Annotated in this window: 24 protein-coding genes; 13 read left to right on the top strand and 11 right to left on the bottom strand. The window is 30.5% G+C overall.

The window, feature by feature from the left end; all coding sequences use genetic code 11:
- Positions 1-59: 59 nt before the first annotated feature.
- From GM3708_RS13460 to psb34, 4 genes are all read right to left on the bottom strand, one after another.
- Positions 60-617 (bottom strand): DUF411 domain-containing protein, encoded by a 558-nt coding sequence (locus GM3708_RS13460; RefSeq protein WP_066347977.1) that lies wholly within the window; start codon positions 615-617, stop codon positions 60-62.
- A 177-nt stretch (positions 618-794) separates the two neighbouring features.
- Positions 795-2,135, bottom strand: coding sequence for a two-component system sensor histidine kinase RppB (rppB, locus tag GM3708_RS13455; protein ID WP_066347976.1), 1,341 nt, complete (start codon positions 2,133-2,135; stop codon positions 795-797).
- 126 nt (positions 2,136-2,261) lie between these two features.
- Positions 2,262-2,957 carry a two-component system response regulator RppA gene (rppA, locus tag GM3708_RS13450; protein WP_066347970.1) on the bottom strand — a complete coding sequence of 232 codons (696 nt, stop codon included), beginning with the start codon at positions 2,955-2,957 and terminating at the stop codon, positions 2,262-2,264.
- 66 nt (positions 2,958-3,023) lie between these two features.
- Positions 3,024-3,200 carry a photosystem II assembly protein Psb34 gene (psb34, locus tag GM3708_RS18595; RefSeq protein ID WP_144439322.1) on the bottom strand — a complete coding sequence of 59 codons (177 nt, stop codon included), beginning with the start codon at positions 3,198-3,200 and terminating at the stop codon, positions 3,024-3,026.
- 183 nt (positions 3,201-3,383) lie between these two features.
- Here psb34 and GM3708_RS13445 point away from each other — a divergent pair, with 183 nt between their 5' ends.
- The 4 genes from GM3708_RS13445 to GM3708_RS13430 all read left to right on the top strand — a co-directional run bounded on the left by GM3708_RS13445 (position 3,384) and on the right by GM3708_RS13430 (position 9,377).
- Positions 3,384-3,767, top strand: coding sequence for a DUF3119 family protein (locus tag GM3708_RS13445; protein WP_066347969.1), 384 nt, complete (start codon positions 3,384-3,386; stop codon positions 3,765-3,767).
- Positions 3,768-3,830: 63 nt separating this feature from the next.
- Complete coding sequence (locus tag GM3708_RS13440) at positions 3,831-5,162, top strand: DUF3086 domain-containing protein (RefSeq protein ID WP_082714121.1); 1,332 nt, start codon at positions 3,831-3,833, stop codon at positions 5,160-5,162.
- Between the two features lie 204 nt (positions 5,163-5,366).
- Positions 5,367-5,768, top strand: coding sequence for a hypothetical protein (locus GM3708_RS13435; RefSeq protein ID WP_066347968.1), 402 nt, complete (start codon positions 5,367-5,369; stop codon positions 5,766-5,768).
- Positions 5,769-5,918: 150 nt separating this feature from the next.
- Positions 5,919-9,377 carry an ATP-binding protein gene (locus GM3708_RS13430; protein WP_066347964.1) on the top strand — a complete coding sequence of 1,153 codons (3,459 nt, stop codon included), beginning with the start codon at positions 5,919-5,921 and terminating at the stop codon, positions 9,375-9,377.
- Positions 9,378-9,391: 14 nt separating this feature from the next.
- Here the strand turns inward: GM3708_RS13430 and psb35 are convergent, their stop codons facing one another.
- From psb35 to GM3708_RS13415, 3 genes are all read right to left on the bottom strand, one after another.
- A complete protein-coding gene (gene psb35 / locus GM3708_RS13425) occupies positions 9,392-9,598 on the bottom strand; it encodes a photosystem II assembly protein Psb35 (protein ID WP_173645019.1) in 207 nt (68 codons plus the stop codon).
- Between the two features lie 60 nt (positions 9,599-9,658).
- On the bottom strand, positions 9,659-9,997 hold the full coding sequence (locus tag GM3708_RS13420; protein ID WP_144439321.1) for a co-chaperone YbbN: 339 nt from the start codon (positions 9,995-9,997) through the stop codon (positions 9,659-9,661).
- A gap of 168 nt (positions 9,998-10,165) precedes the next feature.
- Positions 10,166-10,912: an NnrU family protein gene (locus tag GM3708_RS13415; protein WP_066349478.1), complete on the bottom strand. Its 747-nt coding sequence runs from the start codon at positions 10,910-10,912 to the stop codon at positions 10,166-10,168.
- Positions 10,913-11,124: 212 nt separating this feature from the next.
- On the opposite strand from GM3708_RS13415, the gene GM3708_RS13410 reads away from it, so the two are divergent.
- The 8 genes from GM3708_RS13410 (at position 11,125) to GM3708_RS13375 (ending at position 18,636) form a co-directional block, all read left to right on the top strand.
- A complete protein-coding gene (locus tag GM3708_RS13410) occupies positions 11,125-12,126 on the top strand; it encodes a LysR family transcriptional regulator (protein ID WP_066347962.1) in 1,002 nt (333 codons plus the stop codon).
- Between the two features lie 113 nt (positions 12,127-12,239).
- Positions 12,240-13,712 carry a leucyl aminopeptidase gene (locus GM3708_RS13405; RefSeq protein WP_066347960.1) on the top strand — a complete coding sequence of 491 codons (1,473 nt, stop codon included), beginning with the start codon at positions 12,240-12,242 and terminating at the stop codon, positions 13,710-13,712.
- A 60-nt stretch (positions 13,713-13,772) separates the two neighbouring features.
- Positions 13,773-13,985, top strand: coding sequence for a DUF2839 domain-containing protein (locus GM3708_RS13400; protein WP_066347956.1), 213 nt, complete (start codon positions 13,773-13,775; stop codon positions 13,983-13,985).
- A 281-nt stretch (positions 13,986-14,266) separates the two neighbouring features.
- Positions 14,267-15,316: a DnaJ domain-containing protein gene (locus GM3708_RS13395; protein WP_066347954.1), complete on the top strand. Its 1,050-nt coding sequence runs from the start codon at positions 14,267-14,269 to the stop codon at positions 15,314-15,316.
- A 130-nt stretch (positions 15,317-15,446) separates the two neighbouring features.
- Complete coding sequence (locus GM3708_RS13390) at positions 15,447-16,658, top strand: ATP phosphoribosyltransferase regulatory subunit (protein ID WP_066347953.1); 1,212 nt, start codon at positions 15,447-15,449, stop codon at positions 16,656-16,658.
- Between the two features lie 23 nt (positions 16,659-16,681).
- Entirely contained in the window at positions 16,682-17,302 is a 621-nt protein-coding gene (locus GM3708_RS13385; protein ID WP_066347951.1) for an exopolysaccharide biosynthesis protein, read from the top strand.
- Between the two features lie 131 nt (positions 17,303-17,433).
- Entirely contained in the window at positions 17,434-17,745 is a 312-nt protein-coding gene (locus GM3708_RS13380) for a hypothetical protein (protein ID WP_066347949.1), read from the top strand.
- Between the two features lie 60 nt (positions 17,746-17,805).
- A complete protein-coding gene (locus tag GM3708_RS13375) occupies positions 17,806-18,636 on the top strand; it encodes a carbohydrate ABC transporter permease (RefSeq protein WP_066347943.1) in 831 nt (276 codons plus the stop codon).
- A 50-nt stretch (positions 18,637-18,686) separates the two neighbouring features.
- Here the strand turns inward: GM3708_RS13375 and GM3708_RS13370 are convergent, their stop codons facing one another.
- Together GM3708_RS13370 and fabD are read right to left on the bottom strand one after the other, a co-directional pair.
- The gene (locus GM3708_RS13370; protein ID WP_066347940.1) at positions 18,687-19,985 is read right to left on the bottom strand and encodes a homoserine dehydrogenase; all 1,299 of its coding nucleotides are present in this window, start codon (positions 19,983-19,985) and stop codon (positions 18,687-18,689) included.
- Positions 19,986-20,122: 137 nt separating this feature from the next.
- Positions 20,123-20,986, bottom strand: a complete 864-nt coding sequence (fabD, locus tag GM3708_RS13365) for an ACP S-malonyltransferase (protein ID WP_066347938.1) — start codon at positions 20,984-20,986, stop codon at positions 20,123-20,125.
- A gap of 155 nt (positions 20,987-21,141) precedes the next feature.
- Here fabD and GM3708_RS13360 point away from each other — a divergent pair, with 155 nt between their 5' ends.
- Positions 21,142-21,879: a DUF1995 family protein gene (locus GM3708_RS13360; RefSeq protein ID WP_066347935.1), complete on the top strand. Its 738-nt coding sequence runs from the start codon at positions 21,142-21,144 to the stop codon at positions 21,877-21,879.
- Between the two features lie 4 nt (positions 21,880-21,883).
- Here the strand turns inward: GM3708_RS13360 and GM3708_RS13355 are convergent, their stop codons facing one another.
- Together GM3708_RS13355 and GM3708_RS13350 are read right to left on the bottom strand one after the other, a co-directional pair.
- Positions 21,884-22,549, bottom strand: coding sequence for a class I SAM-dependent methyltransferase (locus tag GM3708_RS13355; protein WP_066349477.1), 666 nt, complete (start codon positions 22,547-22,549; stop codon positions 21,884-21,886).
- Positions 22,550-22,695: 146 nt separating this feature from the next.
- Positions 22,696-25,086 (bottom strand): ATP-binding cassette domain-containing protein, encoded by a 2,391-nt coding sequence (locus GM3708_RS13350; RefSeq protein ID WP_066347934.1) that lies wholly within the window; start codon positions 25,084-25,086, stop codon positions 22,696-22,698.
- Positions 25,087-25,103 lie beyond the last annotated feature (17 nt).

Raw genomic sequence — 25,103 nt, 5'->3', positions numbered from 1 at the left:
TTAATCTATTATTCCTGAATTTAAGTTAAAGATTTACAAGGCAATTACTTATAATGAATTTAATAATTTTTGTGAATTTTAAATACTGTTACTTTACTATTATTATTAAAAGCCACCACATCAAAAGGTTGCTTAATTTTATCAGATTCCATTCCGGGGCTACCAATGGGCATCCCTGCAACGGCTAATCCTTTAAAGTTAGTCGATTTTTGGGTTAGAAAACGTTTAATATCATCGGCGGGAATATGCCCTTCCATAACGTAACCATCGATAATAGCAGTATGACAAGACTCTAACTCTGAGGGTAAATTATTTTTACGTTTAATCGTCTCCATATCATCGGTTTTGATGTCTGTTACTTCAAAGCCATGTTTTTTCATGTGTGCCATCCATTGTTTACAACAACCACAAGAAGGACTATTATAAACTGTTATTTTTTTACTGCCATTATAATTAACAGTGGATTTATCCCAAACACTAGCAGTTATAGCCTTATTTTCGTGATTTTGATGGGTTTCATGGGCATAGCTTGAGTTATTAGAAGATATAGCAATGCTACCGATAATGGTAATAAGTGCAATCCCTGTTAATGATTGAATTAATTTTATTTGTAACATGGTAATTTCTCTTTTTATTTTTCTCTATTACTATTTATTTTGACAAAAGAATATGAAATTAAGATGAAATGTGTAAAAAATGAAGGTGTTGCTGATTTAAACTTAAAAACGTTCAACTGTTTAGCTATCTTTCTTCAATAATTTATTTCTTGAAAATATGGATATAAAAATTTTTTATTATTTAGGCAAATAAACAGTAAAAATACTTCCTTTATTTATAGTACTTTCTAATTCGATTCTGCCGTGATGAAATAGCAGAATCGAGCTAACAATAGCTAAGCCTAATCCACTATTTCCTTTGTCTCTACCACGGGATTTATCTACTCGATAAAAACGATTAAAAATTAATAAGTTATCTTCTTCACTAATACCTATTCCTGTATCACTAATTGCCATTATTACTTCTTTTTTATTATTTTCTAAGGATATAGTAACTAATCCACTTTCAGGAGTATTTTGAATCGCATTAACGACTAAATTAGTTAATAATCGATAAATTTGTGCTTCATTTCCTTGAATAATTAGATTATCCTTAATTTGAATATCTTGACAAAGATTTATTTTATTTTCTATAGCTAAAAATGATAATTCTTCTGTTACATCGTTAATTAGATCAATTAAATTAATATCAGTTTTTTCGAGAAGATAGTTATTTTGATTGATGGCATCAAGACGACTTAAAATTAACAAATCATTAACTAAATTAATTAATCTTTGATTTTGTCGATTAATTGTTATTAATGTTTCTTGATTGTCTTTTATTGATAAATTTTCTGTTAACATCACACTATCAATAGTTGCTTTTATTGCCGCTAAAGGTGTACGCAATTCGTGGGCAACATCGGAGCTAAATTGTTGCATTTGTTGATAAGATTTATCTAGGGGTTTCATTGCTTTTTCCGCTAAATACCAACTAGCAATTATGACCAAAATAATTAATAATGGTAAGCCTAATACTAATAACCATTTTATATTATTGAGGTATTGATCGAATTCCTCTAAACTTCTTCCTATCTGTAAATAACCCCATTCTTGATTATTTTTGCTATGTAAAAGTAAAGATATTTGACGATAATTATTGTTTTGATTATCTTGAATAGTTTTAAATTCTTCTGAGGGATGATTAAGGGATAAATTATCTATTTTTATTCCTGCATTGCCTAACAAATTCCCAGATAAATCATAAAATTTGAGATAGTATTTTCCTTGCTGAATCAGTCTTGTTATATATCGATTTTCATAATATAAATTATCACACTTCTCATCTATTAAGCACAAATCTGGTATAATTTCTCTAACATTTTTTTCTAGTTTATTTGGTTTAAGTAATAAAGGTTCAAGGGTATCATGAAAAGTTCCTGCTACGGTTTTTAATTCTTGATTAATTGTGATATAATGGGCGTGTGCGATCGCCTCATAAACTCCTAATGCACCTAATGTAATAATGCCTGAAAAAATACTGGCATACCAACAAGTTAGAGATATTTTAGTTTGATTAAATAACCTGTTTTTTGACACAAGAAATATTAATATCTATCTAAATTCTTAATTAAAATTTTTTATTCAATCTTTTACTGTTGTGGGAAGGGAAATAGAAAAATACTACTTTTTTCTAGCATTAAGACAAGACTTTTTGATAAAACCCTAATCATCTAATTTTAAACGATAACCTAAACCATAAACCGTTTCAATTAAATCACCATAACCATATTGATTAAGTTTCTTTCTTAACAGACGAATTTGAGCCGCTACTACATTACTAATAGTATCAGAACCTATTTCCCATAGTTGGTCTAAAAGTTGGCTTCTTGTTAAAATTTGTTGAGGATGACGCATAAAAAATTCCAATAGATGAAATTCTTTATTAGTCAAAGAAATTATCTCTATTTTTCCTGATTTTAACTCTATTTTAATAGTATTAATTTGATAATCTAAAATTAAATTTTGAACTTTCAATTGTTGTGGTTTTATCTCTTGATTTCGCCTTAATAATGCTCTAATTCTGGCAAATAGTTCTAACATTTCAAAGGGTTTAATTAAATAGTCATCTGCCCCAGCATCTAAACCCGTAATTTTATCTATCATTGTATCTTTTGCTGTTAACATTAATACTGGTAAAGAATTTTTTTGTCGTCGAATTATTTTTAGCAATTCAATACCTGATAACTCTGGCAACAACCAATCAAAAATACCAATGTTATAAGTAATGTTTGGATTTTCTAATAAATATAATCCTTCTTGTCCTGATGTTACCCAATCTATAACATAATTCTGCTGTAAGAGTAATCGTTTAATAGCAATACCTAAATCTTCTTCATCTTCTATGAGCAATATTCGCATTATAATTAATATATTAAAAATATAACATTAAGGGTTAAAGGTATTAACCCCTAAATTAAGTGCTTTTTAAATATTAGAAGCAAAAACAGCGATGGCAATTACTCCAGTAACGAGAATTAACCCTAAAACTCCAAGAATTAAATAGTTACGTTTTTCTTTTGTACTAGGTGGCTCAGCTTGATAAACTTTGGGCTCATTAGCAAAATTATTAACTCTGCCTCCATCTTCTGTAGTATATGGCATATCTATAACCTCTTATATTTAACTGAGTGTGATTATAGTCTATTATTCAACAATTAACAATTAGGCTTAAGGTATCCAAATTTTAAAATTATTTCAAAAAGGTTTTTCTGTTATTGTTAATGAACCATAAAAATTTACTATACAATAAGGAGCATACTCAATAAATATTTTTATAAAAAAATAATGCAAAACACTGTTTTGGGCTGTGATAGCATCACCTTGAAACCTAATTATAATATTCCTATCATCATCATCATTAGTGGAATTGCTTTGACTTTATGGTCGTCAATCTTAGCATTAGTAATCATTATTTTTGGAATATTTTTATTAATTCAAGCTAATTTAATTAGATTAACTTTTACTTCTACTGCTTTAGATGTTTATCGAGGCAAAAAAAATATTAGAACTTTTCCTTATACCGAGTGGGAAACTTGGGCAATATTTTGGCAGCCTCTACCGATTTTGTTATACTTTAAAGAAGTCAAAAGTATTCATTTTTTACCAATTATCTTTGATCCTAATACTTTAAGAGAATGTTTAGAACAATATTGCTCTGAAAAAAAATAAATTTTATCTAAAATTTTAAAGAAAAAATTAGATTATTTATAACTAAAAAATATTAAAATTATTATGACTGATAACTTAAAAGAAAATCAAATAAAAGATGTTAATTTAAACAATTTTGATGATCAAGATTTATGGGAGATGCAATCAAAAAAACAAAATCTCGAAAAACAAGATAATTTTGAGATAGCGTTAGAATCTAATAAAACACAAGATTTCAAAGAAGATCTCCCTTTAGAATTATCTGTTAATGATCAAAAATTTGATTCTCCTAATGAAGAATTAAGCTCAGAAAATGTAATCGAAACTAATTTATACATTTCAGATTTAGAACAAAACAATACTCAGCTATTAAAGGAAAAAGAGATTAATTTTATATCTAAAAATAAAGAGGAACAATCTATCATATTACCGTTAGAATCCGAAAAAGAATTAGAAAAAACTATTGAAAAAAAACTTGATGTTTCAATAACAGAAATTGAAGTTTTAGAGGAGAAAAAACAAGATTTAATTAATCAACAAGAAGCTATTACTTCGGGTATTAACTTATTAGTTAAAGAAAGCTTAAAAGAATTAGAAGAAAAGAGACAAAACCTAGAATTAACTATTCAAAAATTAGAGCTTAGAAAGAAAAAAATTGAACAGGAAATGAGAACTACTTTTTCTGGTGTTTCTCAAGATTTAGCTATTAAAGTTCAAGGTTTCAAAGACTATTTAGTCGGTAGTTTACAGGATTTAGCCGCTGCGGCAGAGCAACTAGAGTTATCAAATAACTCTTCTCAATCATGGGAAACAGAAATAACTTCTTATGATATTCCTAAAGTGCAAAATAATGTCCCCAATCCACAATTTGTAGAAAAAAATTTCAAGGAAGAAACTCGTCAAATTCGTGGTTTATTGGATAAGTATCGCACGAAACCTGACTATTATGGTTCACCCTGGCAATTGCGTCGTACTTTTGAGCCTATCCAAGCTGAAAGAGTTGCTGAATGGTTTTTTAGCCAAGGAGGGCGTGGTGCTTTACGAAGTATGGGGACTAGGTTACAAAATATTCTAGTAGCTTCAGCAATTATGTCTATTCTATATCAATTGTATGGTGATCGTAGTCGTACTTTAATCTTAGCGGATACACCAGAAAGATTGGGAGAATGGCGTAGAGGTTTACAGGATTGCTTAGGGATTTCTCGCAGTGATTTTGGTCCAAATAAAGGAGTAGTGTTATTTGAAACACCAGAGTCTCTTATTCAAAAAGGCGATCGCATTGTGGAAGAGAAAGATTTACCATTAGTAATAGTAGATCAAAGTGACGATAAGGTCAGTCTTTCTTTGTTAAAATTTCCTTTATGGTTAGCATTTGCACCAGAAACGAATATTCAATCATCTAACTATTATTATTAAAAATTTACCCAGAAAACTCATCAATTTCTTGCAGATAAAAAGAAGAAAAATATTTATAATGACTAAATTATATTAGTAAAAATTATAGTTTTATATTTATCAGTCATTCGAATTTCTTTGATTTTGCAAGAATTTCTACATTTTAAAACAATTTTAGTATCGTGATTGTTATAAAATTCTTCTTTTTTATTTATAGTAAAAATAATGTTTCCTTTTTATCAAAAAAAACCTAAACCCAAAGTAGTTATAATTCCTGAAAAAATCAATGTATCTAAACCTTTAAATCAATCTTCAAAACCCCAAGTTAAAATTCCTTATCATTTTCAGAAAAATAGCATTATCACTTACTCTCAATCACAAATAAAAAGAGAGTTAAAAAAATATCCAGGATTATTAAGAACATTAGGTCATGCTTATCAATATCAAATCATATTTAATAATGAGGATCAAGAAAAACAATATTGGTTTTGCCGTAACTTAGAATTAGTAATGCCTTTACTTAAATATTTGAATGAGCAAAATTGGATAGTTGATTGGCACGAAAAACCTTTTAAGATTATGGATTCATCTTTTGATTATCCGATCACAAATTCTACTATTTCTTAAATATTAATATTTATTAAGACTTAGATAATTTTTACCAAATAAAGAAAAAATATCTTACAATAACGTATTAGGGGATACTATTTTAAGATTAAAAATTAACAAAACCCTAGGTTAAGATCTTAATTCTAAAGTGATCACGTTTTTAAAATAATGTTGGAAAAAAAAAATAGTATAAATAATTCAACTTTAATTGATAATAAATGTTGGAGATTTTTGTTTATAGGAGATAATAATAATAATCTTTATCAACAGTTAGATGAATATTCCCAGAAAATAGTATTTTTACATAAATTTTGTGAAGTAACAAAAATTAATTGCTTGGTTGATGATTGCCAACAATATTTTAAGAATAATAATATTTCTGTGGTTTTTTTAGTTATAAATAATATTCAGGATCATCAACTTTTATCAATTAAAAATATTAATAAAAAAATTGGTTATTTCACTCCAAAAATTATAACTATTTTTTCAAAAGATTTACTAGAGTTGAGAAGTCAAGTTTTACAGGATATAGATATATTTGATTATTTAGAAATAGAAAATATTACTTTTGATATTTTAGAAAATAAAATTATAACTGTTTTAAAAACAGAAAAATGTGATCAACAATTTTTAGAAAATAAAGAAAATAATCAATTAAAAATAATTTATAAAGATTATGATTTTGACGATGAGTTTTGGTATAAAATTTTTTATAGTTTATCTATCACAGCATTTATACAAAAATCCAAACTAAAAGATTTTAGTCGGAATTTTTTGTGGAATAAAACGAAAGAAATACTATACAGTAATTATGACATTCAACATTTGAATAAAACTATCTATCAACTGTGTAGTTTAATGATAAAAACTAGCTTAGAAGGCATATGTATTCTTTCTGAGAATGGTCTAGTTTATTCTATTAATTCGCAAATGGAAGAAATATTAGGTTGCAAAGAAAAAGAAATAATAGGTAAATTATGGATTGATTTTTTGGAACAATATAATGAAAATAAAAATGATTTATTTAATAACTATTCTAAATATTGGTACAAAGAAAATTATCAATTTAAACGTCATGATAAAAAAAATATTTCTCTAATAATTTATTGTTATCCCATATATGATAATAATAAAAGATATATAGGTAGTTTATTGACATTTACAAAAATGTCTGAAAAAATAGCTATTTCTAAAAAAGTATTAAATAGTGAAAAACATTTACAAGAAATTACAGCATTAGTACCAGGTATGGTATTTCAATTAGGATGTAATATTCAGGGAAATTATTTCGTCACTTTTGCTAGTAAGGCAGTTAGGGATATTTTTGAATTTACTCCCGAAGAAGTCATTGAGGATGTCAAAAGAATTTTTAATTTAATCGAACCAAACCAACTATCAGAATTTTATCAAGCCCTTAATCTATCTCGTCAATATCTTACCGAGTTTCATTATGATTCTCAGATAATAACTCCCAGTGGTAAATACAAATATATTAGGATTAATTCATTACCGCAAAGGCTACCTAATAAAAGCGTTATTTGGAATGGAGTTGCTATTGACATCACTATTGAAAAACAAAGAGAAGTAGCTTTAAGAGAAAATGCGTTGCTCCAAAGGGCAATTAATTCTATTATGGGTAAAATGAGAGATAGTATCGACTTTCAAATCATTTGTGATACTACTACTGCTGAAGTAAGAAATATTTTAGATTGCGATCGAGTAGCAGTCTATCAATTTAACTCTGAATGGGGAGGCGAATTTGTAGCAGAAAGTGCTAAATCAGGATTAATTTCTGTGGTGGGTAATATTGTTAAACGTGTGTGGAATGATACTTATTTACAAATTCATAAAGGTGGCAGATATCGTAATAGAGAAATTCATGTTGTTAATGATGTGGATTTAGCTAATTTTACTAGATGTCATCTTGATTTGTATCAACAATTTAGTATTAAATCTTTTTGTATTATTCCAATTTTTTGCGGAGAAAAATTATGGGGATTATTAGGCGCATATTATCATACTTCTTTCTCTTGGCAATCAAGTCATATTAATCTATTAAAAAAAATTACCCGTCAATTAGGCATAGCTATCGAACAAGCACAACTATTTTTACAAATTCAGCGACAATCTCAAGAATTACAAATTGCAAAAGAAGCGGCAGAAATGGCAAATATTGCTAAAAGTGAATTTCTAGCAAATATGAGTCATGAAATTAGAACTCCCATGAATGCGATACTAGGATTTTCTCATTTATTAAAAGACTTAATTAAAGATAATAGATCACAAAGTTATCTTAATTCTATTACTTCTAGCGGAGAAACTTTATTATCATTAATTAATGATATTTTAGATTTATCTAAGATTGAAGCTGGAAAAATGCCCATTCAATATGAAACAGTAAATTTATCTTATTTAATACAAGAAATAATCAATATTTTTTCCATTAAAGCAGAAGAAAAAGAACTTGATTTAATTTTAAAAATAGAAGAAAAAACACCAGAATTAATTATTTTTGATGAAATAAGATTACGACAAATTTTATTTAACTTAATTGGTAATGCACTCAAATTTACAGAAAAAGGCTATGTTAAAATAATGATGGGTAATAGTAAAAATCGTATTAATAATGACTTAAATTGTGGATTTTATGTAATGATTGAAGATACTGGCATTGGTATTCCTTCGAGTCAAATTGAACGAATTTTTGAATCTTTTACTCAACAAGATGGACAAAGTACTCGTAAATATGGAGGTACAGGATTAGGTTTAGCGATCACAAAAAAATTAGTAACTATGCTTAATGGTAATATAAAAGTTGAAAGTAAAATTAATAAAGGTAGTAAATTTACTATCGATTTTCCTTCTGTTGCCTGTAGTTTTTTACCAATAGAAAATCCTATCATGGCTCTTGATGATAATTTAGATCAATTTAATCCTAGTAGAATTTTAGTCGTGGATGATATTTCATCTAATTTAGATTTAATTCAGGCTTATTTTGCCGATACATCTCACCAACTTATTTTTGGTAAAAATGGTAAAGATGCAATGATAATGGCAATTAAATATTATCCTGATTTAATACTTTTAGATTTAAAAATGCCTGATTATGATGCTAAAAAAGCCATTGAATTATTACGAGGAAATGATATTACTAAAAAAATTCCTATTATCATTATTACTGCTTCGATAAACCCTGACGATAGAAAGGAAATAGAACATTCAGTACAAGGTTTTTTATGTAAGCCCATTAGTCGTCATACATTAGTTCAAGAGTTTAAAAAAGTTTTACAATTACAGGATCAATTTTTTTCTCATTCTTTAGAACATAAACAACTTAAGTTTAATGATATTATTCCCGATAATACAAAAAAAATATCAGATTTAATCGCAAAATTAGAAAAAGAATACTTAGAAAAATGGCATCAAATTCAACAAACAAAAATTACTTCTCATATTAGAGATTTTGCTTCTGAATTAGAGCAAGATGCTTTAAAATATCAAAACAAAACTTTATTAAATTATGCAGTGATTTTACAAGATCAAATTAACTGTTTTGAAATTGATTTGCTAGAAAATTCTTTAAATAAATTTCCAGACATAATTCAACAAGTTATTTTATCTTGTTAATTGTTAATTATTATTTAGTCTTTATTCTTTTCATCATTAATTGTTATATCAGGAATAAAATCAGGTTTTTCCGAATCTTCCCAACCTACAGGACGCTTAGAACTATACCAAGCTATTGAACCAATTACAACGGCGGCGATAAAACCTACAACATAAACAGCAACGAAATAAACAGGAAATGTTCCAGCAGTCGCTAATATTTCTAATGACAAATTATTCATTTATATATCTCCATTTTTAAACTTTAATTAATATTTTACCTTTGGCTTTTAATATATTATTTAAGCAGATTTAGGCATTAAATGTAACATAATATTACTCATATTACTATATAAATCTTCTCTGCTTTTAAATCCTTCTAATCGATGAATTATTTCACCTCTATCTATAAGAATAAGAGTTGGTAAATTACGCAAACGATAGCTATTTGCCAATTGTAGATTTTGATCAGCATTAATATTAATAATTTTTAATTGTCCTTGCCATTCAGATTCTAATTTATTTAAAATTGGATTTAGCATAATACATAAACCACACCAAGGAGCCCAAAAATTAACTAAGACAGTTTGAGAAGATTCTAATACTTCTTGACGGAAAGTTTTTTCATCAATGTAAATCATGATTATATTAATAAGTAATATGGCTTTAAACAAAATATTATATAGATAGAAATTTTAAGGGCTATCAAATCAGATTATTATAAATATTTAAAAAATTTATTTAATCTTATATCTTCTTGATCCCTTTACTATATTTTGCAAGAAATTGATACATTTCATCCATAAAATTTAAAAATTAACTCTAGTTGTGGCTATCATCAACCAAGGATGTAACCACCAAAATAACAAAGTAAAGCCTGTAACTCCAACATAAGAAGGACGCAAAAATTCTTTAATATCTAACTTTTGTCGGCCATCTAAAATTGCTAACATTGGTATTACTGATGTTCTTTCTTTTACTTTCAAAAAAGCATCTCCGTAACGTTTACTTAATCGATAATCCCCATGCCATACAGCAAAAAGATGATGAGCAATTAAACCGAAAGAAGTAACAAGAGTAAAAGTTGTACCTAACCATAGAGTATGAGCGATACACCAGATAACTTGTCCTACCATTTGAGGATGACGGGAAATACGAATTATCCCAGTTTCATAAAGATGAACTTCAGGTTTAGCAATGGCGGCAATTTCTAATAAATTAAATGTAGCAGGATAAAGGAAAATAAAAGAGATAAAGGATAAAATCCAGACACTTTCTTTAACCCCTTGAATATCTTGTATTTGCCATAAAACCAAACCTTCATAACGGTGATTAAAAAAATAAATAATCAAAATAGTGGCTAAAGGAATACTCACCAAAGCAAACAAAACTCGGTATAAACGTGCTCCAATTTTTGACTCTCCCCACATTCTCAAGGCAGCTAAACCACTATGGGCAATGGCAAATAAAAACAATAAACCTAACATGATAAAATGACTACGGCTTAACCAATCGGGAATACTAAAAATTAAAAAATTAAAGGGAATTTTAGTCATTAAATCAAAGTCAAAAAAAATGATCATTTTTGCGTCAAAGTGGTGCATAAAGTCTATACTGAAAAATAAAAATATAACTAATACTTATTTTATAGTTTAATTAGATCTTATCAATAGTAGGTAAAAAATTGATCCCTATACTGTTAAAGTCCAATCATAATTATTTAGAAATTTAAGCACATAATTTTCACCATTAAGCATTTATAAAATTTATGTCAGATATACCTTTTTCTCTCGATCAATTAAGAATTTTGAAAGCTATTGCCGATGAAGGTAGCTTTAAACGTGCTGCGGATAGTTTATTTGTTTCACAACCTGCTATTAGCTTACAAATTCAAAACCTTGAAAAACAACTAGCCGTGCCTTTATTTGATAGAGGTGGAAGAAAAGCCCAACTGACAGAAGCTGGAAATTTATTACTCGCTTACGGTGAAAAAATTATTACTTTGTGTCAAGAAACCTGTCGTGCCATTGAAGACTTACAAAATCTTCAAGGAGGTACTTTAATCGTTGGGGCATCCCAAACCACTGGTACTTATTTATTACCAAGAATGATTGGCTCATTTCACCAAAAATATCCTTATGTTTCCGTTCAGCTACAAGTACACTCTACTCGTCGAACATCATGGGCTGTAGCTAATGGACAAGTTGATCTAGCTATTATCGGTGGAGAAGTACCGTTGGAATTACAGGAAATACTAGAAATCATACCCTATACAGAAGACGAACTTGCTCTGATATTACCACCAAATCACCCTTTCGCCGAACAAGAAACCATCGCCAAAGAAGATTTATATAATTTAAACTATATTACTCTCGATTCTCAATCTACCATCCGTAAAGTGTTAGATCAAGTGTTAACCCGTTGCAACATTAACACCAGTGAATTAAAAATTGAGATGGAATTAAATTCTATAGAAGCCATTAAAAATGCCGTACAATCAGGTTTAGGTGCGTCTTTTGTGTCTGTGACAGCCATTGAAAAAGAGTTAAAAATGGGTATTATTCATCGTGCCCATATTGAAGATGTCAAAATTGTACGAACCTTATCAGTAATAGTCAATTCTAATCGTTATCGATCGAAAGCATCAGAAGCATTTATCAAAGAAATATTACCACAATTTTGCAGTGAAAATTATTTGCTATCTCTCGATAAACTCTCGAAAAAAGATAAAAACTTTTTAGAAAAAACCGTAGAAATTACTGAGAATTAAGATTTATTTTTCTTATTTTTTTATTAGAGGTAAGTAAGTGAAAAGAGGTAAAAGTTCCGAAAAGTTAGTAAAATTAACATAGATAAAGAGAAATAATCATATCATTTTAGACGATGGAAATAAAAGTTAGTAATATTAATAAATTAGATTGGACTGGTGACGCTTTAGCTTTAGGTTTTTTAGCCGATAATGTTCAACTCAGCGATGAATTACATCAATTAGATCAAAAATTGGATGGTACAATCAGCGAATTAATTAGCGAAGCAGAATTTACAGGCAAGTCAGGCACAACTGCCACCGCTAGAATAGGAGGACAAAAATCTTTACGCAAAATTATTTTAGTAGGTTTAGGAAAGCCAGAAGAATTGACGATTAATAGTTTCCGTCAAGGGGGAGGAAGTATAGCCAGAGCCGCAAAACAGGCGAAAATTAAGACATTGGCAATCGCCCTCAATAATAATGATTATGACAATAATCTATTAGCTCAAGTTATTAGCGAAGGAATTATTCTCGCCTTACATGAAGATAAACGCTTTAAATCTGATGAAGATGATAAAAACATTCTTGAAACAGTAGAACTATTAGAATTACCAGCAGATCAAAAAGCCATTGAAACTGCTGAAAAAATAGCATCAGGAGTCATTTTGGCTAGAGAATTAGTCAATGCACCTGCCAATGTGATTAACCCTTTAACCATGGCAGAAACAGTACAAAATTTAGCCTCCGAATATGCCTTAGAATTAACAATTTTGGAACAACAAGATTGTGAAAAATTAGGTATGGGAGCATTTTTAGGAGTTGCGAAAGCCTCGGATTTACCCCCTCAATTTATCCATCTCGTCTATAAACCTCAAGGCAAAGCAAAACGAAAATTAGCTATCATTGGCAAGGGTTTAACCTTTGATTCTGGTGGTTTAAATCTCAAAATCAGTGGTAGTGGTATCGAAACTATGAAAATGGATATGGGAGGAGCAGCAGCAACTTTTGGAGCGGCTAAGGCGATCGCACAACTAAAACCTAATGTAGAGATTCACTTTATTAGTGCCGTCACGGAAAACATGATTAGTGGCAAAGCAATGTGCCCAGGGGACATATTAACCGCATCAAATGGAAAAACTATCGAGGTGAATAATACCGATGCAGAAGGACGCTTAACTTTAGCTGATGCCTTAGTTTATGCTGATAAATTGGGGGTGGATGCTATGGTGGACTTGGCAACTTTGACAGGAGCTTGTATTGTAGCATTAGGTAATGATATTGCAGGATTATGGACAAAAGATCATCAACTAGCAACAGAATTACAAACCGCCGCTCAAACTGCTGGAGAAAAATTTTGGCAAATGCCTATGGAAAGCAAATATTTTGAGCAGATGAAATCTCCTATCGCAGATATGAAAAATACAGGTAGCAGAGCAGGAGGTTCAATTACTGCCGCTTTATTTTTAGAACAATTTGTCAAAGATACTCCTTGGGTACATTTAGATATTGCAGGTCCTGTATGGGCAGAAAAGCCCAATGCCATTGATAATGAAGGAGGTACTGGTTTTGCAGTGCGAACTTTAGTAAACTGGGCTTTAAATAATTAATAATCAATAATTAACAATTAACATCTGATTTTAAACTTATTATTTAATTACGTCAAAAAAATGGGTGAATCTAAAAGAAGAAAAGAAACATTAGGAGAAGAATACGGTAAAGAAGAACGTTTTGTCTCATGCTTGCCATTAACAAAGAAACAAGCTGATGACGCTTATAAATTAACTACTCGTGGTGCATGGGTAGGTATTGGTTTATTAGCTTCTGCATGGGTAATTATTCGTTTTGTAGGACCTGCTTTTGGTTGGTGGGAAGTCTATTAATTACTTCTAGGTTTTTTAGTACTATGAAGTTTTAATATTTACACCTAATTTTAATAAGATTCGATTCTGAAAAAATATCCGTTAGAATTTAATTATATAGTAGAAGACGAGTTATTGAGGACATTACGAAACATTGACACTATTGTTCAGTAATGTTTTTGATTGTATCTCCCATAACCATTTTTCATTATCTATTGTCCATTATGGATTTATTGTTTTGTCAATTCAGAATCTGAAAATTTATTATTATTATTCATGATTAATTGTTATAGGAGCAATATATGATGATTTCTGATTTAAAACATGGCTTGTTCAAATATGATGTTAAAGATTATTATGCGATTTTAGGTGTTCCCATTGATGCAAATGTAAAAGATATTCGCTTACGTTATTTAAAAATTGCTTATCAACTTCATCCTGATACTAACCAAGCTGAAACTGAAGAGGAAAAAACAAGGGCTAGTAATATTTTGTCAAAATTGGTTAACCCTGCTTATGAGAATTTATATAAAGACAAATTGAGAAAAGAATGTGAATTAATCCTCTCGGATATTGGCAGAAGATTAGCCACAGATTCTTATAAAATTACTGTTAGTAGTGAAAGTGCAAAAAAACTTTTACAGGAAGAAAAAAACAGTAATAAAGTTTATCATGAATTGATAGAAAAATTAGCACCAGAACAATATCAAGATTTAGATAAATTGCATATCAAAATATCTTTGATGAGTGAACTAAATATGGTTTATTTAATGTCACAAAAAACCATTGAGTTTAATAAAGTTGCGGGAATTTCTAACCAATCACAAATAAATGTTGGTGAAGGTAGTATTTCTCAAAGTTCATCAAATATAGATACTTCTGCCTCTAATATTGATAGTTCAACCACAGAAGAAGCCACAACATCTAAACCTAAAATTTCCCGATTAGATAAGCTAATTAATAGTGCCAAACAACATTCAGAAAATCACAATTATGAACAAGGTATTATTGATTTACGAGAAGCCGTGAAGATTGATTCCAATAGCAGTACTGTTCATGCCCTATTAGGATCTATGTATGTAAAACAAAATAATCTTACTTATGGTCGTATTCATATTAATAAAGCCATGGCTCTCGATCCTAATGATCTGATCGCAAAACAAGCACAACAAGAATTAAAAGATATTGAAAAGGCACAAAAATCAGCTAAGACTCCATCTGCAAAATCTTCTAAAACATCGAAAGAGACTCCAGCCACTAAATCTGTTGATAAATCTAAAGATAAGTCAAAAGACAAGGATGGGAAAGGAAAAAAAGAAGCTCCGAAAATTTTTGGAATTCCTTTGTGGTAACAAATAACTATTCATTAATTGAAAATTTTATGCTGAACTCAGGCTCACACAATTTGATCATCGAACTAACATGGTTTATGGTAGGATTATCTTTGATTTGTCACGGAAATAACTTAATCACCATCAGAGTATGATTCATCAAGCACCTGCAGGCGCAAGAGATTTATTACCCCTAGAAGTCGCACAAAAAAGTTGGATAAATGATCGACTGCAAGAAGTATTCCAGCGTTGGGGATATAAAAGAATTGTCACATCCACCATTGAATGGGTTGATACTCTTATGGCAGGAGGAGCAATTCAAACCTCAACAGTAATACAACTACAAAATATTGCGGAAGGAAGACTCGGACTACGTCCAGAATTAACAGCTTCCATTGCACGGGCGGCAGTTAATCGGCTTACAACTCAAACAATTCAAAGGCTTTGTTATCGTGCCAATGTTTTTCGGAATCCCCCTCAAGGGCATCACGGAAGACAGTTGGAATTTTATCAAGCAGGAGTTGAATTATTATTTACTGATGGTGTTTTAGCTGATGCAGAAACTTTATTGCTATTAACGGATTGTTTAGAATATTTAGAAGTAGAATCTTGGCAATTACTTTTAGGTGATGCAGGTTTAACTCGCTCTTTATTAAAGGTTTTTCCTGATAATTTACGTTCAGATATTTTAAGTTGTATTGCTAATTTAGATCGAGTTACCTTAGAAAATTTACCCTTAGAATCAGAGCTAAAAAGTAGAGCATTATTAGTATTTGATTTACGAGGAAATCCTTTAGAAGTTTTAGAAAAAGTAAGTAAATTAGATTTAGATGAAAATGAAAAAAAAGCAGTCAATCATCTTAAATCATTAATTGAATTAGTTAATTATAATACTACAAAAACTTTACCAATAACCTTAGATTTAAGTTTAATTCAAACCTTTGATTATTATACAGGGATTGTTTTCGAGATAGTCAGCTTAATTAACAATAAACCTTATATTTTAGGACAAGGAGGACGTTACAATCAATTATTAGGAATTTATCATCCTCAAAAACAAACTTATCCTGGCATTGGTTTTTCCTTTAATATTGAAGATTTGCATAGTTGTCTATTAAGTAATCCTCATTTACCTAAAACAACTCCCCCTAGTGATTGGCTTGTGATTCCTGAAACACCATCTGCCGTTAAACAAGCTTTTGATTATGCTCAAAAACTCAGAAAAAATGATGACAAAATTGTCAAAGTAGAAATCGATTTAGAATCTCGTACACCAGAAGAAATCAAAAATTACGCACAAAAAGAAGGTATTTTATCTTTAGCTTGGATTTCAGAAGATGGCACGGTATCAATTAATAATTAATAATTCTAAATTGCTTTTAATATATGGCTACATTATCTGTAGAATTAAATCGTTATTTTTTTGAAGATGAAAGAGAAGAAACAGTCACTTTATCTGATATTTTAAGTTTGGCTGGAGAAAGAATTTTCGGTTTTTTATTATTAATATTATCATTACCCTCCGCATTACCAGTACCTGCCCCCGGATATTCCATCCCTTTTGGCATATTAATTTTTTTATTAGCTATACAGTTAATCGGGGGTGCGAAAATTCCTTGGTTGCCATCTAAAATGATGAATGGTTCAATGAAAACAGATACTGCTCGTAAATTTGTCAAAATGGGTTTACCTTGGTTAATGAAAATAGAAGCTATTACTAAACCTCGTTTAACTTATATTTGCACCAGTATTCCGGGTAAATTAATTATTGGCATTGCTATCGCTTTAATGGCTATTTCTATGATGATACCGATTCCGGGCACAAATACCGCCCCCGCTATGGGAATTTTTGTAACTTCATTCGGTTTACAAGAAGATGATGGATTTATCACTTTAGCTGGTTTAACAATTTGTTTACTCGCTGGTATTGTCTCTACTTCTATTATTATCGCTTTTATTTGGGGTGGATCCAGTATTATTGATTTAATCAAAGAAAATTTAAAATAATCTTTTGGAAGTAATAAACTAAGCATTTTTACTTATGTTTACTAAAATGTTAAATTTAATTAACAAAATCATTCTCCCAAGAAAACATTTGATAATCTGAAAAAGTAAGAAGTAAAAGCTCATGAAGGGTAATGAAACATTTTTCTGATGATTGGATTAAAGAATGGTGTCAAGACAATGGCTGGACAGATTTATTTGTCGAACGTTTTGACTATTGGGCATTTCCTCCTCATGCCGTGATTCCTTTACCCATTCCTAAAGAAACATTAATTCAAATTAAAGCAGAAAAAGGCTTTTGTCAGGAAGAAAGAATGTGGTTAGGTGCAGTGATAGCTATTAGTATTTCTGCTATGATTTTAAGTTATTTATTAAGTTGCCCAATGCCTTTAGTATTTGCTTTTGCGTTTACTTCTATAGTTATTGGTAATTTTGAATTAGATTAACTTGATAATTTATGTTTCCATGTACTTATGTTAAATTAAAAGAAAAATTTGCCGTGGAAAATGAATTTCAAAATTAATAAGTTTATCAAAGAAAATATATCTTTTAAATTCACCTCAATAATAAGTTTTTTAATCCTTTTAAGTGGATTAATTATTATTTTATCACCTTTAATAATTGTTCTCTATACTTCCTTTTTTGATAATTCTAGTCATCCTCATTTTACATTAAAATATTATCAAGAAGCATGGCAAAAAGGACGCTTCTTACTAGCTTTTGCTAATTCTAGTATTGTGGCGATCGCAGTAACATTTTTACAGATCATCACTTCTGTTTTAGCGGGTTATGCTTTAGCAAGACTAGAGTTTCAAGGTAAGAATTTTGTTCTGTTATTAATTTTAGCAACTCTGGTAATTCCCTTTCAAATATTAGTAATTCCAATTTTTTTAATCCTGAAATCAGGACATTTAATCAATACCTATTGGGCATTAATTTTACCCACAGCCGCCAGTGGATTTGGTATTTTTTTAATGCGTCAATATTTTGTAACAATTCCCCTAGAATTAGAACAAGCCGCCGCTTTAGATGGTGCAAATCGTTTACAAATTATTTGGCATATTCTTTTTCCTTTAGCTAAACCCGCAGTTATAACCCTGTTTCTTTTTACCTTTATCGGTGAATGGAATGACTTATTTAAACCTCTTGTATTTACCAATAACCCCAATTTAATCACGGTACAACTATCATTAGCATCTTTTCAAGAGCAGTTTACGAGTAATTGGTCATTATTAATGGCAGGGGTTGTGATTGCGACTATTCCAGTAATATTTTTATTTATAATTGGTCAAAAACAGTTTATACAAGGAGTTGGCACAACGGGCATGAAAAATTAATTTAGTTAAAGTCTATATATTCAAGTTAATTGTTAATTGTTGTTAATTGTTTAAAGTACTCTGATAATACTAGGAATGTTTTTGATAGCATTTAAACTACGAATTTCGTCGATCGCCTTACGGAAATTACCTTCTCTGACTTGATGAGTTACCACCACAATCTCGGCAAAATCTCCTTGAAAGCCTATTTGTACTACAGACTCTAAACTAACCTCATGATCACCGAAAACAGTACCTAAATGACCGATAACCCCCGGTACATCTGCACACAAGAAACGGGTATAAAAACGGGTATAAACGTCATCTATGGAACTTATTTGACAATAGTTCTGAGGAGAAGAACTTAACAAAGGATCAAGAGTTTTTCCGTCTTTATTACTATGCAAAACCCCCACTATATTCATTATATCAGCAACTACCGCACTAGCCGTCGGCCCTGCCCCAGCACCGGGTCCATAAAACATCACTTGTCCAAGGGGGTGTCCTTCCACTAAAATGGCGTTATTTACCCCGTTAATATTGGCTAGAGGATGAGATTTCGGGACAAAAGTAGGATGCACTCTTAATTGTAATATTTCAGGATCGCTTTTTGGAACTTTATGGGCAATCGCTAATAGCTTAATGACAAAACCTAATTTTTCAGCATAACTAATATCACTACTAGTAATGTTGGTGATGCCTTCACAGTAAACATCTTCACGGTTGATTTTACCACCAAAAGCTAAGGAAGCGAGAATGGAGATTTTATCAGCTGCATCTAAACCACCTACATCCGCAGTGGGATCAGCTTCGGCATAACCTAGGGCTTGGGCTTCTTTCAAGACGTCAGCAAAATCTACTCCGTTTTGAGTCATTTGGGTAAGGATATAATTAGTTGTGCCATTGACGATACCAATTATATTCTCGAAGCGATTTGCACCCAAAGACTGTTTTAAAGGTTCAACAATGGGAATACCACCACCAACGGCGGCTTCAAGGAGTACATAAACTTTAGCTTCATTGGCGGCAGCGTAAATTTCAGGACCAAATCGTGCTATAACGGCTTTATTAGCGGTGACAACGTGTTTACCATGGGTGATCGCCTTTAAAATAAGACTCCTAGCAGGTTCTAAACCACCGATTAATTCCACGACAATATCAATATCAGGATTAGTGACAATTGCTTCTAAATCAGTAGTCAGAATTTCTGTGGGTAAAGCAAGGTAACGTTGTTTTTCCAAAGATTTAACCCCAACTTGAGCAATAGTTATATCTTTAACGAGGGGGTGTCTGCCTTCAGGATTTAGTAATATTTCCGCCGTGCCTGTACCTACAGTGCCTAATCCTAATAAACCGATTTTAAAAGCCACAATATCTATCCTTCACAATTTAATCGTTATAGTAGCTATTTTACAATGAACAGTTTAACAATTAACAATTAACAATGAATAATTAACAATGAATAATAAATAGTTACATAAATAATGATAATATTAAAGGTTAGTTATTATCCATCAAAATTAATTAAATTTAGATTTTTAACACTGCGTTTAAGTAATCCTGATAAGACTTTACCCGGACCTACTTCTATCACTTCCGAGACACCTTGTAAGGGCAACTCTAGCATTATTTCTCGCCAACGAACCCCCCCTGTCATTTGTTTAATTAAGCGTTGTTTAATGGTGTCTGCATCGGTGCTAGGATTAGGATCAATATTACTTAAAATGGGGACATCAGCAGTATTAAAATTAACTCCCTCTAAAACTTGGGTAAATTCTGAAGCGGCGATCGCCATTAAGGGAGAATGAAAAGCACCTGAAACTTTCAACGGCACAACTAGTTTAGCTTTTATTTCACTTACGGCTAAATCCACTGCATTAGGTTCACCAGAAATAACTACTTGTCTTTCACTATTATCATTGGCGATAACGACATTTTCTGTCGTATTTATCACGGTTTCTAGTATTGTTCTATCAAATTTCATTAAGGCTACCATTTTCCCACCTTTCGCCTTATCCATTAACTCCCCTCGTTTTTTTACCAACTTTAACCCTGTGGTAAAATCATAAACCCCAGCCGCATAAAGAGCGACATATTCTCCTAAACTGTGCCCTGCAACGACATCAGGGTTTTTTCCTTCCGCTTTTAATAAATCAACTAAAATGGTTTCAATGGTATAAAGACAAGGTTGAGTGTAGAGAGTACGAGATAAAATTTCTTCATCACCTTGACATATTTCTACCACAGACCAACCTAAAATTTCTTCTGCTTGAGCAAACTTTTCTTGGGCGATCGCATTATCTTGTAAATTTGCACCCATATTTTGAGCTTGTGAACCTTGTCCAGGAAATACCCACGCTGTTTTAGTCATTTACAATAAAATTTTTCTTAAAGTGCCAACGTGATATTATATCATTTCAGATCATTGTTGAAAAAAAGACAAATGGAAAGGAGGCTAAGAGACTAGAAGAAAATTAACTCTTAATTCCTAAATCTTAATTCCCAAATCTTAATTCCTAATTATTTATGACTATTCCTGAAACTTTAGAAGAAACGATTTTACAAGCAAAATCAGCGTTAAAAGTTGCCTTAGATAGCGGTTGTAATCGTATTACCGTTGACTTAGTTATTCCTGAAATTGCCTTGAAAGCTCAGTATTTAGCCTTAGAATTTGCCCAATTATTCAAAGATGAATATGGCATGGGTTTAAAAGTCATTTTTCCTGATACAGGTGCGGCTGCATTAGCGAGAAGAGAATGGGGTGAGACGGAATTTAAAGTTACCGATATTGGTAGTAGTCGCACTCCTGTTGAGACTAAAATCAGTGATACAGATCAATTGTTCTTAGTAGTTTCTCCTTCGGCAGTAGAAGTTTCTTTGGTAGAAAAATTATGTAATCTTGCTGGCGATCGCCCAGTAATATTATTAATACCTCAATTAGAAGACGTCTCCATTGTAGGAATTGGTTACGCTGCGAGACAGTTAAGAGAGAGATTTTTAAGCATTTTAGAATCTTGCTATTATTTTAGACCATTAGAATCAGCAGTGGTAATACGCACTTATCCTAATCTATGGCAAATTTGGCAGGAAAAAGAAGGGGAAGAAAATTATCAATTAATAGCAGAAGTATCCCAAAAACCTTTGGGTGAAACATTAGATAGAATTTTAGCAGGGGAAAATGAAGAAGGAAATAATCAAAAATCTAGTCTATCTTTAGGGTTTTTTGGTTCAATCAAAAGTTTCTTAAAAGCCCTAAGTAATTGATGATTTATAACTCCAGTTTTTGATTTATTATTAAAGTCCAATGACGAGAAGAAGATTGATATATTTTGGCATTATGCCAACCAATTTGGGATATTATTTCCTTCATTTCATCTAAGGTTAGGGCTGCGTGTAGAGAATCTTTGAATAACTGCTTTTGACGGGGATTATAGTCTAAATTAGCTCGTTTTAATATTTCCTCAATGTCATTTTCAGATTTAGGGCGTAATAAATCCCTAATTAAAATACTGCCTTGAGGTTTAACAACTCGATTTATTTCTCTGAATAAATCTAAAGGGTTAGGAATATGATGAACTAAGCTATTCGACATTATCACATCAAAATGATGATCATCATAGGGCATTTTTTTGCCGTCAACCAAAGTTACAGCAATTTGTTGAGATTTTCCAGCTTTTTGAATATTTTGTCTAGCTAATTTAAGCATCGATTCTGCTAAGTCAACGGCGATAATATGCCATTTTGGTTGTAAATCTGCCAGAATAATGGGTATTTGTGCTGTGCCTGTGCCAATATCTAATACTTTCGCTTCTTTTCCTTTTAATTTACTGGCTAATAAGGCAAAATCAGTATTAACTTCTGTGAAGTCCATTTGATCATATTCAAAGGCTTCTGTATCATTATCCATTACTTCGGGTTCTAAAATACGATCAATCATAGGATTTATTACTAACAATAGACTTGTTGCATAAGTCAGGCAATGGTTATTAAAATTAATAATTTCTTACCTTAAGTAGATTTTAATTTTTATTTTGCAAGAGGTCTAATAATTATTTGACAAATGGAAAGTGACAAGAAAGGTTAAAGAATATCTTTTCGTTTTTGCATCATCCATGTGAGAGTTAAATAGACAACACTATGTAATACTAAAATTTTCCAGTTTAAACTTAAGTTACTGCTATCAGGATTATATACTTCAGTGATTTTGAAAGGAGCTTCAATTTTTGTACCATCAGGTAAAATTTTAACTTCTGGAACTAAATTATTAAGATCAACCAGTGAACCATAAGCTCCTACAGACCAACGACTTATCATCAGCCATGATAAATATTTACCAACACCTTGAATTTTAAATAACACTCCTGAAAAAATAATTTGTGGTAATAAAAGTAAAGGTAAAGCACTGTTAGCTTGAGTACTATTTTTTACGGTAGCTGAAATCATTAAACCTAAACTAATAGAAGCAAAAATACTCAAAAAAGTAGTAAGACTAACACCTATTAACCATGAAATTGTTTGGGATTCAGGTGGAGAAAAAGCTATACAAATTACTCCTACCATCAAGATAGTTTGTAAAAATGCTAATGCACTTAAAATTATTGTTTTTGACTTTAAATAGGCAAATAAATTGAGATTTACTAACCTTTCTCTTAAATAAATATCATTTTCTTTTACTATTTCTTGTAATGATGTAGCTAAACCAACCCAAATAGCGGCGGAAGTAAAAACAAATAAGACAGTTTGAGCTAAGGGAGCAAGAGAAGGATCGGCTTTATTTCCTAAAATGAAAGGTTCTTTTTCTTTAATCGCTAAATCTATCAAAAATACTCCTATAGGAGCTGTTAATAAAGATATGATTAAATTAACTTTATCTCTAATTATTAATTGATAATATCTAGTACATAAAATTAATAATTGTTGCAGAAAATTACCTTTAACTTTTTCAGGTTTTACTTTTACTTTACTTGCATGATCAGTTCCTAATTTCTCAGTAATATATTTAGTATAATATTGAGAATTTTTAAATTGAATTGCCGCATCAAAAACTGCTTCTTTTTTTTCCAATTGAATATAAATATCTGCAAAATCACCTGTTGTTAAATTAAAGAATTTTATGGCATCTTCATAATTACCAAAATAGCATAAATTACCTCCTTGACCTAAAAAAACAAGGCGATCACAAAGGTTGATATTGGTGGTTGCATGGGTAACAAGAATTACTGTTCTTCCTTGATTTGCTAACTTTCTGAGTAATTGCATCATTTTTTTATCTAAACCAGGATCTAAACCAGAAGTAGGTTCATCAAGAAAAAATAGCTTAGGATCTACTAATAATTCTACTCCAATAGAAACTCTTTTTAACTGTCCACCACTTAAATTTTTAATAATGACATCACGCCTTTCTAGCATATCAATATCTTGTAAAGTTTGCTCAATAATTGAATCAATATCAGCGTCTGTAGGTAACCTTAATTTAGCAGTATATCTTAAAACTTCTTCTACTTTTAAATCTCGATGAATAATATCAGATTGTGGAACATAACCAATTTGATTACGATAAATATTAAAATTATTTCTTAAACTTTCGCCGTTTAAATAAACTGTACCTGAAGTCGTAGGTTCAATACCTAATAAAGTACGCATAAAAGTTGATTTTCCTGCACCACTTCCTCCCACTAAAGCGATTAATTGTCCTGGCTCAATCGGTAAAGAAATATTGTTTAATAATGTGATAGATTTTCCTTTTTTATCTTTAACAATTCTGGAAATATTTTCAGCATCTAAACGAATATTATCTCCATCATCAGCAATTAATAATTCATCTCCTTGAATAACTAGGGTATAAGGAACAATTTTAATTATAGATCCTGAAGTTACCTCAATTTTTCCATGAACTTTTACATCATTAACAAATACTCCATTACTACTATAGTCATATAAAATATATTTTCCCTCACTTTGATAATCAATTACGGCGTGTTTACGAGAAACTGTAGGAGCAATTAATGGAAAATTTGCTGTTTCATCTCTACCTAAAACCGTTGATTTTTGTTTAAGAGAAATTGATTTTTTATTAATATTTTCAAAACTAAAATTTTTATGAGGATTAAAAAATTGAATAGTAACTAAAACATTTAAATTTTGTCCAATTCTCAAAATATCACCGTTATTTAAGCGATAACCTTCATGGGGAGTAATTAAATAATTGTTAATAAACAGTTTATTACTACTAGGAGTATTTCCATTGCCATCATAAATATAATATTCATTATCAATTTTATGAATAATAGCCTGATAACGACTAATAACAAACCAATCGGAGGGAACTAATAAATCAGCAAATTGAGGATCTCGCCCCAGAATATGTTGATTTTTTGTTAACTCAAAATGAGGAGATATTTGACCTTGATTATTGATAATAATATAGGGATTTATTTCTAAAACCGTAGCATTATTAGAATAATTATTCATAAAATTGATTGTATTTT

The sequence above is a fragment of the Geminocystis sp. NIES-3708 genome, assembly GCF_001548095.1.
Taxonomy (GTDB): Bacteria; Cyanobacteriota; Cyanobacteriia; order Cyanobacteriales; family Cyanobacteriaceae; genus Geminocystis.
The sequence above is the reverse complement of the archived record's forward strand: the minus strand, read 5'-3'. Positions and strand labels throughout refer to the sequence as shown.

Coding starts and splice junctions, on each gene's coding strand:
- GM3708_RS13460 (WP_066347977.1), bottom strand. CDS start 617: ATGTTACAAATAAAATTAATTCAATCATTAACAGGGATTGCACTTATT.
- rppA (WP_066347970.1), bottom strand. CDS start 2,957: ATGCGAATATTGCTCATAGAAGATGAAGAAGATTTAGGTATTGCTATT.
- psb34 (WP_144439322.1), bottom strand. CDS start 3,200: ATGCCATATACTACAGAAGATGGAGGCAGAGTTAATAATTTTGCTAAT.
- GM3708_RS13445 (WP_066347969.1), top strand. CDS start 3,384: ATGCAAAACACTGTTTTGGGCTGTGATAGCATCACCTTGAAACCTAAT.
- GM3708_RS13440 (WP_082714121.1), top strand. CDS start 3,831: ATGACTGATAACTTAAAAGAAAATCAAATAAAAGATGTTAATTTAAAC.
- GM3708_RS13435 (WP_066347968.1), top strand. CDS start 5,367: ATGTTTCCTTTTTATCAAAAAAAACCTAAACCCAAAGTAGTTATAATT.
- GM3708_RS13430 (WP_066347964.1), top strand. CDS start 5,919: ATGTTGGAAAAAAAAAATAGTATAAATAATTCAACTTTAATTGATAAT.
- psb35 (WP_173645019.1), bottom strand. CDS start 9,598: ATGAATAATTTGTCATTAGAAATATTAGCGACTGCTGGAACATTTCCT.
- GM3708_RS13420 (WP_144439321.1), bottom strand. CDS start 9,997: ATGATTTACATTGATGAAAAAACTTTCCGTCAAGAAGTATTAGAATCT.
- GM3708_RS13415 (WP_066349478.1), bottom strand. CDS start 10,912: ATGACTAAAATTCCCTTTAATTTTTTAATTTTTAGTATTCCCGATTGG.
- GM3708_RS13410 (WP_066347962.1), top strand. CDS start 11,125: ATGTCAGATATACCTTTTTCTCTCGATCAATTAAGAATTTTGAAAGCT.
- GM3708_RS13405 (WP_066347960.1), top strand. CDS start 12,240: ATGGAAATAAAAGTTAGTAATATTAATAAATTAGATTGGACTGGTGAC.
- GM3708_RS13400 (WP_066347956.1), top strand. CDS start 13,773: ATGGGTGAATCTAAAAGAAGAAAAGAAACATTAGGAGAAGAATACGGT.
- GM3708_RS13395 (WP_066347954.1), top strand. CDS start 14,267: ATGATGATTTCTGATTTAAAACATGGCTTGTTCAAATATGATGTTAAA.
- GM3708_RS13390 (WP_066347953.1), top strand. CDS start 15,447: ATGATTCATCAAGCACCTGCAGGCGCAAGAGATTTATTACCCCTAGAA.
- GM3708_RS13385 (WP_066347951.1), top strand. CDS start 16,682: ATGGCTACATTATCTGTAGAATTAAATCGTTATTTTTTTGAAGATGAA.
- GM3708_RS13380 (WP_066347949.1), top strand. CDS start 17,434: ATGAAACATTTTTCTGATGATTGGATTAAAGAATGGTGTCAAGACAAT.
- GM3708_RS13375 (WP_066347943.1), top strand. CDS start 17,806: ATGAATTTCAAAATTAATAAGTTTATCAAAGAAAATATATCTTTTAAA.
- fabD (WP_066347938.1), bottom strand. CDS start 20,986: ATGACTAAAACAGCGTGGGTATTTCCTGGACAAGGTTCACAAGCTCAA.
- GM3708_RS13360 (WP_066347935.1), top strand. CDS start 21,142: ATGACTATTCCTGAAACTTTAGAAGAAACGATTTTACAAGCAAAATCA.
- GM3708_RS13350 (WP_066347934.1), bottom strand. CDS start 25,086: ATGAATAATTATTCTAATAATGCTACGGTTTTAGAAATAAATCCCTAT.